The sequence below is a fragment of the Bacteroidota bacterium genome, assembly GCA_021300195.1.
In the GTDB taxonomy this organism is placed as follows: domain Bacteria; phylum Bacteroidota; class Bacteroidia; order J057; family JAJTIE01; genus JAJTIE01.
In genome coordinates, this window is sequence record JAJTIE010000030.1 from 20,080 (window position 1) to 31,049 (window position 10,970).

A 10,970-nucleotide genomic window follows, 5' to 3' on the forward strand; every position below is an offset into this window, starting at 1 on the left:
CCACCACACATGTCAACACACGCACCCACCCAAGCCCTGCTGCACCTGGACTACCTGGATGCCCTGGAGGCAGAAGCCATTTACATCCTGCGCGAAGTGGCAGGCCAGTTTGAACGGCCTGCGCTGCTCTTCTCCGGCGGCAAAGACTCCATTACCCTGGTGCACCTGGCCCGCAAGGCCTTTGCGCCTGGGCCCCTACCCTTTCCGTTGGTGCACATAGACACTGGGCACAACTTTGAAGAAGTAATTGCCTTTCGCGACCAGCTGGTGAAGCAAACGGGCGCGCGGCTGGTGGTAGGCTATGTGCAAGACAGCATAGATGCCGGCAAGGTGGTGGAGCAAACGGGCAAAAACGCCAGCCGCAATGCCCTGCAAACCGTTACGCTGCTAGACACCATACAGGCCCAGGGCTACGATGCCTGCATAGGGGGTGCCCGCAGAGACGAAGAAAAGGCGCGGGCCAAGGAGCGGGTATTCTCCTTTCGGAACAGCCTGGGGGCCTGGGACCCCAAGCGCCAGCGCCCCGAGCTGTGGAGCCTGTACAATGGAAAAATAAACCCCGGCGAGAATGTACGCTGCTTCCCCATAAGCAACTGGACCGAACTGGACGTGTGGAACTACATCCGCCGCGAGCAGATAGCCCTACCCACCCTCTACTTTGCCCACACCCGCCAGGTAGTGCGCAGGCAGGGGCAGTGGCTGGCTGCCCACCCCATCCTGGAGATTGACGGAGCGGACGAAGTAACAAGCCTGCGTGTACGCTTTCGCACGGTGGGAGACATCTCCTGCACCGCAGCCCTGGAGTCTGAGGCCGACACCCTGGATACCGTCATCGAAGAAATAAGCCAGGCACAGATAACCGAGCGCGGCACCCGGATAGATGACAAGGCCAGCGAGGCAGCCATGGAAGACCGAAAAAAAGGCGGCTATTTTTGAGTAAAACCGCACAAAACAACCACACACACCGGCATAAGCGAGCCCAGGCAGCGGCGGCGCAACGATAGAAAAAGAAAGACGGTATACCCCCAAAGAGAAAAAATGGAGATTCTACGATTTTTGACCGCAGGCAGCGTGGACGACGGCAAAAGCACGCTGATGGGCCGCCTGCTGTACGACAGCAACAATGTGCCGCTGGACATACTGGCAAGCATCGAGCGCGGCTCGGTAGGCAGAACAGATGGCTCGCTGGATCTTTCGCTGCTGACTGACGGCCTGCGGGCCGAGCGCGAGCAAGGCATAACCATAGATGTGGCCTACAAATACTTCCATACCCCCACACGCAAATTCATCATAGCCGACACGCCCGGCCATGTGCAGTACACCCGAAACATGGTAACCGGCGCCAGCAATAGCGAGGCCGTGCTGCTGCTGGTGGATGCCCGAAATGGCATAATGGAGCAAACACGCCGCCACAGCCTTCTATGCCAGCTGCTGGGCCTGCGGCACTTTGTGCTGTGCGTAAACAAGATGGACCTGGTAGACTACTCCGCCAGCCGCTACGAGGCTATTTGCGCAGACTTCCGGGCTATGGCAGCCCGCATGGGCCTGGCCGATGAGCAGCTGTATACCCTGCCCGCCGCCGCACGCACGGGCCAGAACGTGGTGCACCCCGCCCAGGCCGACATGCCCTGGTACACAGGCCCCACCCTGCTGGGCCTGCTGGAGGCCCTGCCTGTGGGCCAGCCCAGAGACCTACCCATGCGCTTTCAGGTGCAGGGGGTTATCCGCCCACAATCTGCCGAACTGCACGACTACCGGGGCTATATGGGCAAAGTGCTAAGCGGAAGCCTGCGGGTGGGAGACACCATCACCGCACTACCCAGCTACATGCCCGCCACCATTACCCACATTAGCCTGGGAGACAAGCAGCTGGAGCGTGCCATAGCGCCCGCCTCCGTAACCCTGGAGCTGGATACCCAGATAGACATTAGCCGGGGCGACCTGCTGGCGGCCAGCGAGGCACTGCCAGAAGAAACAAGCCTGCTGGAGGCCAACCTGTGCTGGATGGACCCACGCCCGCTGAAGCCAGGCACGGCACTGATCCTGCAGCACAACAGCCAGCGGCTGCCCTGCAAGCTACAGCAGATTGTACACAAAGTAGACATAGAAACCCAAACGGAAGTGCCCGATGTGCCCCAGCTGCAGCTAAACGACATTGCCCGTGTGCGCCTGGCCCTGGGTGGCCCCGTATTTGCCGATGCCTATACGACCAACCCCGCCAACGGAGCCTTCATCCTGATAGAACCTACCCGAAATGACACGGTGGCCGGCGGCATGGTTCTGGCTTAAACCTGTGGTTCATGCGGTCCGGCCCGGGTATCCGGGCCAGCAGGTCAGTTGCGTGCGATGCCTGTGCCCGACAATAATGGCCGCCCAGGCTACTCAGATACCTCCAGCGGCAGGAAGCGGCTCAGCCAGCTGCTGGCCATGGTGGTGCGTAGCCCATCCAGCGAACCCCGGTGTACACAGGTAATGTCCAGCACCTGCGTGTGGGGTGCCAGCACACCGCGCTGCAGCAGGTCGGGCACCTGGTTGTAGTGGCATTCGCACAAGCGGTCGGCCCGATAGTAGAAGACGGTACTGGCATCCAGCAGCTGATTTCCATGCCGGGCCACGCGGGCTAGCACCATCTGCGTCATCCAGTCTATGCTACAGCCACTCTTTTCGTCCAGTGCCTCTACCACCAGCAGCCTGTCTTCTACAAACTGCATCCGGCTAGGCACAGGCTTACCGTGTGCCTTCCAGCCCGCCAAAACCTGTTCGAGTTCCGAGCGAAGATCCTCACTGGCCTTGCGTGCCAATGGGAAGATCCATATATTTTGCATAACGCAAATTTAACATGTTATCTCAACTACCGGTTCAATTTCGGGGCTTTTTGCTGCTTTTGCTGCTGCTAGCAGGTAGCTGGCTGCTGCAGCACTGGCCCCCCCGGGCACCCGCAGAGGTGCTGGGCCCTGCGGCGCAGCCCTTCCGGCTGGATGTAAACACGGCCTACGAGGCCGAATTGCAGCGGCTGCCGGGTGTATCGGCACGCCTGGCGCAGCAGATTGTGGCGTACCGGAATGCACACGGCTACTTTCACGCAGTATCGGATCTGCAGCAGGTGCCTGACATGGGCCAGCACTGGCAGCAGCTGGCACCCCTGCTGTATGTAGATACGCTTGCGCTGCTGCGGCTGAAGGAAGCCGACACCCTGGCACCTGGGCCACACAGGCGGCAGAACCTGAACTATGCCAGCGCGGAGACCCTGAGCCAGCCAGGCCTATTGCCCCGCAAAACTGCCGCCCTGCTGGTAATGACCCGGCAGCAGCAAGGGCCCTACCGCCACTATGCAGACCTGATGCAGCGCGTGCCGCTCAGCGCCCACGAGCGGCGCGTCCTGGAGCTGTACTTCTACTGCGGCAAGACAATCCCGATCCTGGACCTGAACCTGGCAGACAGCGGCAGCCTGCGCCAGCTGCCTGGCATAGGCCAGAAGCTGGCAGCGCGCATTGTGCGCTATCGGCACACGCTGGGCTACTACCACGCGGTGGAACAGCTGCGCGAGCTACCACGCCTGAGCGAGAAGAACTATCGGCGCATGCAGCCCTACCTATATGTGCGGCAGCGGGCGGGGGTAATGACGCTGGACTCGCTGCGCCGGGCTACCCGGCTCCGCCACCCGTACTTTCGGGGTAGCGAGATGCCCCTGCTGGAGGCATGGGCACTGCAGCTAGACTCGCTGAACCGACCCACCTTTGACCATGCACCCGTATCCGAAGCATGGCGCAGCAGGGCCTTGCCCTACATGGCTTTTCGCGTGTACCCGGAATGAAGCGAGATAAAACAAGACCATACCCTAGCCTGCCGCCTCGCCGTTGCAGCTCGCTGTGCCCTGCTTCCGGCCTGCTGCTAGTGCATCCAGCTCTGCCAGTAGTTCTCGTCCTCTATGGCACTGGCCTCTTTGGTAAGCCATAGGGTACGGAATGTATCCACCATTACGGCCAGCTCCTCGGTACTCTTCTGGCCGATGGAGCGCTCCATGGCCCCAGGGTGTGGCCCGTGGGGGATGCCCATGGGGTGCAGGGTTATCTGGCCCTGCTTAATGTTGTTGCGGCTCATAAAGTCGCCATCCACATAGTACAGTACCTCATCACTGTCTACATTACTGTGGTTGTAGGGTGCGGGTATGCTCTGGGGGTGATAGTCGTACAGGCGGGGGCAGAAGCTACAGATGACAAAGGTATTGGTCTCAAACGTCTGATGAATAGGCGGGGGTAGGTGTAGCCTGCCGGTAATGGGCTCGAAATTGTGGATGCTGAAGATGTAGGGGTAGAAGTAGCCATCCCAACCTGCGTAGTCGAATGGGTGGGTGGCATAGGTGTAGGGATGCAGATAATGCTCTTTTTTGATCTGGATCAGAAAATCTCCCTGCTCGTCGTGGGTCTCCAGTGCCTGGGGTGTGCGGATGTCGCGCTCATAGATGGGGCTGTGCTCCTCAAACTGCCCATAGCGGTTCATGTAGCGCTTGGGGAAATAAACAGGCGTAAAAGATTCGATGATAAAGAGGCGATTGTCTTCCGTATCGAATTCAAACTGGTGTACCACCCCGCGCGGGATATGGAGATAGTCTCCGTAGGAGAAGGTCAATGAACCGAAAGGCGTCTTTAGGGTGCCGCTGCCCCGGTGTACAAACACCACCTCATCCGCACTGGCATTCTTAAAGAAATACCCCTCTGTACCACGGCGGGGGGCTGCCAGCAGGATTTGCACGTCTGCGTTGGCCAGCATAATCTTTCGGCTTTTGATGTAGTCGTCTGCGGGCGCTACCTGAAAGCCCATGTAGCTGCGGCTCTGCATGTTGTGTTCCACATCTATATCTGGGCCACAGGGGCGCGCGGCACCTATGTGCTTCACCATAGTGGGCGGATGCACATGGTACACCAGGCTGTATATATTGCTGAATCCCTCGGTGCTTACCAGTTCTTCTTGATATAGTGCACCATTGGGCTGGCGCATCACCGTGTGGCGTTTGGGCGGAACCGTTCCCCGGAATTGGTAGTGTGGCATGGTATGTAGCGCGATGATTTGTGTACTTGATTATACTCGTTTCTCGATTATTTTTCAAAAATGTATCGAGCCCGAATTGTAACGGCAAGCTAAGATAGCTGTTGGAAAAAAAGTATGACTTTTGTCACCTATGCGGCTGGCAGACCTATGGCACAAAGCCCGGCACCCCGAATACTGGCCCACGGCTTTGTTTTACGCGCCTGTAATCGTGCAGTGGCTATGGCATAGCCTGCGGGCAGGCAGCCTTACCTGGCCCATACTGGGCAATCCGGGCATCTATCTGGGTGGTCTGCTGGGCGAGAGCAAGCGCGAGATCATGCAGCTGATACCCGATGGGGCCAAGCCACACACACTAGACCTGCCTGCGGGTACCGATGCGGCTACGGCCCATGCAGGGCTGTTGGCAGCCGGGTTGCACTTCCCGCTGGTAGTAAAGCCAGACGTGGGAGAGCGCGGCACCGGCGTGGAGAAGCTGGAGAGCCCCGAGCAGCTGGACAGCTACCTGGCACGGGCGGGCACCAGGCCCCTGCAGGTGCAGGCCTTTATAGACTGGCCGGTGGAGGCCGGGCTCTTCTACATACGCCAGCCCAATGCGACCAAGGGCACACTAAGCAGCGTGGTGATTAAGGATTTTCTGCACGTAAAGGGGGATGGGGCACGCAGTGTACGTCGGCTAATGAACGAGCTGCCACGGGCGCGCTTTCAACTACAGCGGCTGAGCACGACGCGCCTGGACCTGGACTACATACCCGCCCCGGGGGAACAAATGCTGCTGGAGCCCATAGGAAACCACTGCCGTGGCACTACCTTCGTAAACGGCCAGGCCCTACGCAGCCCCGCACTCAGCCAGGCCGTACACGAGCTGGCGATGCAAATACCGGGTTTCTACTACGGCCGCTTCGATGTAAAAGCACGCAGCCTGGCAGACCTGCAGCAGGGCCGCTTCCAGGTAATGGAGCTGAATGGGGTAGCCAGCGAACCCGGGCATGTGTACGACCCCGATTATCCGCTGCGCCGGGCCTGGAAAGACCTGCTGTGGCACTGGCGGCAGCTGTACCGCATCTCGCGCCAGCTGCATGCCCGTGGCCTGCCCTACCCCCACAAACGCACGGTATGGAAGGCCGTCCGGCAGCACAAGGCACAGTAATTTATCCGGAAGACCTGTTTCCTCACGTCCAAAAATGCTAATTTTGCAGGCGTTTAGATAAACTGTTTTTGTTACCCCACAACGTATCTCCACCATCACCATGGCAGGAACCATTACTTTCTCGATCATCAAGCCGGATGCCGTGGCCAAGGGCCATGCAGGTAAAATTCTGGATCAAATCCTACAGGCAGGTTTCCGGTTGAAGGCCCTGAAGCTGATGCACCTGAGCCAGGCCGAAGCAGAAGGCTTTTATGCCGAGCACCGGGCACGTCCGTTTTTCAGAGACCTGGTAGACTTTATGACCAGTGGGCCCTGCATACCCCTGGTACTGGAGAAGGAAAATGCGATAGCAGACTTTCGCCTGCTCATTGGTGCCACCAACCCGAAAGAGGCGGCAGAGGGCACCATACGCAAGCTGTATGCAGATAGCATAGATGCCAATGCCATACATGGCAGCGACAGCGATGAAAACGGCCTGCGCGAAAGCCGCTATTTCTTCTCGGAAATAGAGGAAGTGAGCGTAGAAAAAGCCATGGCCTAAACAGCCCGCTGGCACACAAAATAATAAAAGCCCCCCAAAGGGGCTTTTATTATTTTGTGCTCAGCCTGTTTTGTACGCAGTGGGCAGCATGGAAGTGCGCCGACAAAACTGGTATTACCAACCGTGGGTGCGTTCGCGCAGTGCTGGCTAGCGCAGTCACCTGCGCCTCCCGCCCATGGTGCTAGCAACGCAGAGCGTGTACAAAAAACAGCTGCTACTCCAGGCAAGTGCTTGCGTAGGCGGGCAGTGCCCTGGCCCCCAGCCGGTGGGCAGTGCGAAAGTCTCGGCAGGCAGACTCCGGATTATTCAGGTACTCCTGTAGCAGCACCGCCCGGTTCTGGTAGGCCTGTGCATTCGTGGGGGCCTGCTCTGTGGCCGTAGTCAGGTCGTAGTAGGCCTGCACGTACTCCCCCATTACCTGGTACACCAGGGCACGCTCCACATACAGCTCATCGGCAGTGGGCTGCAGGGCTATGGCCTGGTCCAGGTCCTTCAGGGCATCGGCGGTGTTTCCGCGTGCCTTCTGTAGCCTGGCCCGCAGGTGCAGGCAGGGAACACAGTCGCGCTTCAGGCTCAGTGCCGTGTCCAGGCTTCGCACAGCGGCAGCATAGTCATACAGGCTGGTATGGCCGGGCAAAAAATCCAGTCGATAGTCCTTTTGCAGGCGAGCCAGGTAGGCCTCGTCGTATATTCGGTCGTTCTGGAAGAGCGTGGGCTGTAGCTGCTCGTATTGATCGTAGTGAGCAAGCAGATAGGCCCGCAGCAGGTAGGCATAGTCATTCTTCGGGTCCAGCCGGATAGCCTGGTCGTAGTCGGCCAGGGCCATGGCCTCTTGCCCCAGGCCCTGGTAGCAGCTAGCCCGCAGGGTGTGCGCGGCCGCATTGGCGGGGCTCATGGCCAGGGCACTATCCAGGTACACGATGGCTGCCTCAAAGCGTTGTGCCTCCTTCAGCCTGGAGGCCTGCTCCAGGTAATAGGTAAGCCTGGGACGATCGGCTACATATACCGAACAAAGCGCAAGAAGTGTGTAGATCCACAGCATGACGACCGAAACTTGAAGTTACGTATAGCGATTGGATTTATAAAGCCGGGCCTTAAAATCTGAAAATGTACGAGCCACGTAGAACAGCCGGGCCTTGCGATCTGCGAGGGAGATCTCAGCCTGATCCACCTCCTGCTCCGCGTCCCAGAAAAAGATCTCGCCGGTATCGGTGTCTATGCACATCACATTCCGAAATTGGTCGAAAGCGATGGGCAGCAGCGACTTGGCCGGAAGTCGCCGTCGATACTCCTGGTAGTTCTTGCTCAGGTCCTCGCTACCGTCCGGATTAACGCTAAGGAATTTACGTATTTTGAAGTGATAAAGATGCCGACTGTCTATACCGGGGTCGGCATACACGTCGCAGTCGTGGTCGGCATAGTGCAGGTACTCCCTACTTTTAAGAAAATCAATATAGCTGGCCGGAATTTCGCCCGTTACCTTCCTGGCCAGGCGCTGAATGTGCTTCTGAACCACACGCTCCCATTTATTGGGTGGCAGCCCGCGCATTCGGTGGCCATGTCTGCGGTCCTTCTCGGGGAAAAAAGCCATGACGAGGGGGCCACAATAGCTTAGTTAGGGAACTGTAGGCCAACGAGCAGGATGTCGTCAATCTGCTCATACTCTGTGCCCATCCAGTCTTCTATGGCCTTAATTAGCAGCTCGCGCTGGCTATCCATGGGCATGGTCGAAACTTCTTGCAGCAGCTTTTTCAGCTTTCCTACCATAAATTTTCGTCCCTCGTCTCCACCAAACTGATCCTGAAATCCATCTGAATACAAATACATGGCATCCCCTGCCTGCAGGCTATGCTCCTGCAGGGTAAAGATACGCTGCTCTTCCAGCTGCAAGCCGCCGACGGACATCTTGTCGGGCTTATATTCCAGGATCTCTTCGCCACGTATTACTACAACCGGATTATTTGCACCCGCCAGATATACTCTGCCTTCCTCCTTATCCCACATCATCAGGGTGATATCCATACCGTCTCGGCTCTTGCTACCCTCCTGGTCTTGCCTAAGGGCCTTTCGTACGCCCAGGTGAAGCTGATTGAGGATCTGATCGGGCATATTGGTATCCTCCTGTAGTACAATCTGGTTCAGCAGGGTATTCCCGATCATGGTCATGAAGGCCCCGGGTACGCCGTGGCCCGTACAGTCGGCCACGGCCAGGATCTTGTATCGATCCTTGGCTGCATACCAATAGAAGTCGCCCGATACAATATCCTTGGGCCGCCATAGCACAAAGGATTTTTCGAAGGTGCGGCGGATATCCTCTACGCGGGGTACAATGGCATTTTGGATACGGAAGGCATAGTTGATGGAATCGGTTATTTCTTCCTGCTTCTCCTCAATAATTTTGTATGCCTCTTCCAGCTTCTTCTTTCCTTCTTCTATAATTCGCTTTTCGCGCTCTACAGCATCCCGTTCTTTCTCGGTCTTTTCTCGCTCCAGGTTGATTTTCAGAGCCGCCATTTCCTTTTGCTTGCGCTGGTCCTCCTCCTTTTTCCGGTCGGTTATATCCCTGGAGTTCAGTACAATGCCCGCTATGAGCGGGTTATCTAGCAGGTTAGTACCGTTGCTTTCGAAATAGAGCCAGGTACCGTCTCGATGCTGGATGCGGAAACTAAATAAGAAGGTGTGGCTCTGCCGTTCCAGGGCATAGCGCAGGATGGAATGATCTTCGGCGTGAATAAGCTCGAAAATAGACTGACCCACCAGGTCATCTGGCATATAGCCCAGCAGGCGCTCGATAGAGGGACTCTGGTACTGGATATTGCCCGCAGTGTCTATAATGGTGATAATATCCAGCGAGTTCTGGATCATTACCTTATACTTACTGTCCTCCACGGTCTCGGCCTTGGTTACCTTGCGGCGGTCGTCCAGCTTCAGGCCGCGCGTCAGGCCACTGAGGCGCATGGTAACAAAGAGCACCGTGATAAAAGAGAAGAAGGAGAGGAAGCCGGCCACAATGCCCTCTACATATATTTCCTTGCCCGTCTTCATAAAGTCGGTGCCCAGGCTCATCACCACCGTCAAATAGCCGATGAGGACAACCATGACGACAATCAACACTCGGTTCAGGTTGCGGATGTTCTTGCGCAACATGCGCATTCTCCGAGATCTTCTGCTTGCAACACTCATTGCTTTTCAGTAGTAATAGTCTGGTTAGAAGCTGGGGAATGGATGGGCAGAGCCGCGATAATTTTGCCCCCCCACCAGGTAGCTGACCATGACCTGCAGGCCACCATAGCTGTTGGGGGCGAGGGTTTCGCTGGTAATCAAAAAGTCGTAGCCAAAGCCCACGGTCAATGCCTTCTGTAGCTGGAAACCGCCAAAGGCCGTAATGACCTCGGCATTACGCAGGGTGCTACCCAGTATGAAGGCTGCCTTCTCTCTACCAAACCACACGTTGTTTTCGTAGAGCACAAAGCGGGTAAAGAAAGAGGCGCTCCACAGGTCGCTGTTGTTCTGGGTTTGGTACTGCAGGTGCAGGTTTAGGTCAAAAGGCGTACGTGTGCGCAGCCTGCCCCCGCCCACAAAGGTGTTGCGCATATTCAGGCGTGCGCCCTTTCCGCGGTCAAAAAACTCAACAACCGGGCGATTAATGTGGTGTACGGAGAAGCCAAGATAGTGGTTGAACTCCGGATTTCCCTTGATCTTCTGAGTCCGATACCACATAAGGCCCAGGCTGATGTCGGGGTATAGAATGCTGAGGTCGCTCAGGTCCTCGCCCGTAGGGCGCGAGAAGCCAATGCCGTCAAACTGGTCTTCGAACCGGTAGTCACCCTTTAGCAGCTGGCGCTGCACGAGGCCAAACTGGAAGCCGGCACGCAGGTGGTGGTAGCGCACCTTGGTGCCCAGTGGTGCCTCGTAGGCAAAGGCAAACTGCCCCTGTGTGGTGCGTATTCCGCCGGCTTGGTCAGTCTGTAGCAGCATGCCCACACCACCATAGGCAAAGCTGGTCTTGACCGGCAGGTTGGCCGACAGCGTGCTGGTGTTGAACTTCTCTGTGGGCGTGGTGGTACGCACCCGGTGGCTCAGGGTAGCATTGAAGGTGCCCTCGGCTAGACCTGCAAAAGACGGAGTGAGGATGAGGGGATGGCTATAAACAATGGCATAGCTGGGGTCTTGGGCACGGACGCACAGTGCTGCCAGAAGAAAAGTGAGGAGAATGACCAGTAGCTGTTTCAT

At 57.3% G+C, this 10,970-nt stretch carries 11 protein-coding genes; 5 read left to right on the top strand and 6 right to left on the bottom strand.

Annotated elements, in window-relative coordinates; all coding sequences use genetic code 11:
• Positions 1-9: 9 nt before the first annotated feature.
• Positions 10-936, top strand: a complete 927-nt coding sequence (gene cysD / locus LW884_07520; GenBank protein MCE3008175.1) for a sulfate adenylyltransferase subunit CysD — start codon at positions 10-12, stop codon at positions 934-936.
• A gap of 102 nt (positions 937-1,038) precedes the next feature.
• Positions 1,039-2,289: a GTP-binding protein gene (locus LW884_07525; GenBank protein MCE3008176.1), complete on the top strand. Its 1,251-nt coding sequence runs from the start codon at positions 1,039-1,041 to the stop codon at positions 2,287-2,289.
• Positions 2,290-2,378: 89 nt separating this feature from the next.
• Here the strand turns inward: LW884_07525 and LW884_07530 are convergent, their stop codons facing one another.
• Entirely contained in the window at positions 2,379-2,825 is a 447-nt protein-coding gene (locus LW884_07530) for a hypothetical protein (GenBank protein ID MCE3008177.1), read from the bottom strand.
• Positions 2,826-2,884: 59 nt separating this feature from the next.
• Between LW884_07530 and LW884_07535 the strand changes: the two genes are divergently transcribed.
• Positions 2,885-3,814 carry a helix-hairpin-helix domain-containing protein gene (locus LW884_07535; GenBank protein ID MCE3008178.1) on the top strand — a complete coding sequence of 310 codons (930 nt, stop codon included), beginning with the start codon at positions 2,885-2,887 and terminating at the stop codon, positions 3,812-3,814.
• A gap of 77 nt (positions 3,815-3,891) precedes the next feature.
• Here the strand turns inward: LW884_07535 and LW884_07540 are convergent, their stop codons facing one another.
• Positions 3,892-5,049, bottom strand: a complete 1,158-nt coding sequence (locus LW884_07540) for a homogentisate 1,2-dioxygenase (protein ID MCE3008179.1) — start codon at positions 5,047-5,049, stop codon at positions 3,892-3,894.
• A gap of 130 nt (positions 5,050-5,179) precedes the next feature.
• Here LW884_07540 and LW884_07545 point away from each other — a divergent pair, with 130 nt between their 5' ends.
• Positions 5,180-6,196 carry a hypothetical protein gene (locus LW884_07545; GenBank protein MCE3008180.1) on the top strand — a complete coding sequence of 339 codons (1,017 nt, stop codon included), beginning with the start codon at positions 5,180-5,182 and terminating at the stop codon, positions 6,194-6,196.
• 100 nt (positions 6,197-6,296) lie between these two features.
• Positions 6,297-6,737, top strand: coding sequence for a nucleoside-diphosphate kinase (gene ndk, locus LW884_07550; GenBank protein ID MCE3008181.1), 441 nt, complete (start codon positions 6,297-6,299; stop codon positions 6,735-6,737).
• Positions 6,738-6,951: 214 nt separating this feature from the next.
• Here ndk and LW884_07555 read toward each other — a convergent pair whose 3' ends face one another.
• The 4 genes from LW884_07555 to LW884_07570 are packed head-to-tail and all read right to left on the bottom strand — an operon-like array spanning position 6,952 to position 10,970.
• Complete coding sequence (locus LW884_07555; protein MCE3008182.1) at positions 6,952-7,779, bottom strand: tetratricopeptide repeat protein; 828 nt, start codon at positions 7,777-7,779, stop codon at positions 6,952-6,954.
• An 18-nt stretch (positions 7,780-7,797) separates the two neighbouring features.
• Positions 7,798-8,328, bottom strand: a complete 531-nt coding sequence (locus tag LW884_07560) for an SMI1/KNR4 family protein (protein MCE3008183.1) — start codon at positions 8,326-8,328, stop codon at positions 7,798-7,800.
• A gap of 20 nt (positions 8,329-8,348) precedes the next feature.
• Positions 8,349-9,884 carry a PAS domain S-box protein gene (locus tag LW884_07565; GenBank protein ID MCE3008184.1) on the bottom strand — a complete coding sequence of 512 codons (1,536 nt, stop codon included), beginning with the start codon at positions 9,882-9,884 and terminating at the stop codon, positions 8,349-8,351.
• A 60-nt stretch (positions 9,885-9,944) separates the two neighbouring features.
• Positions 9,945-10,970 carry a PorP/SprF family type IX secretion system membrane protein gene (locus LW884_07570; protein MCE3008185.1) on the bottom strand — a complete coding sequence of 342 codons (1,026 nt, stop codon included), beginning with the start codon at positions 10,968-10,970 and terminating at the stop codon, positions 9,945-9,947.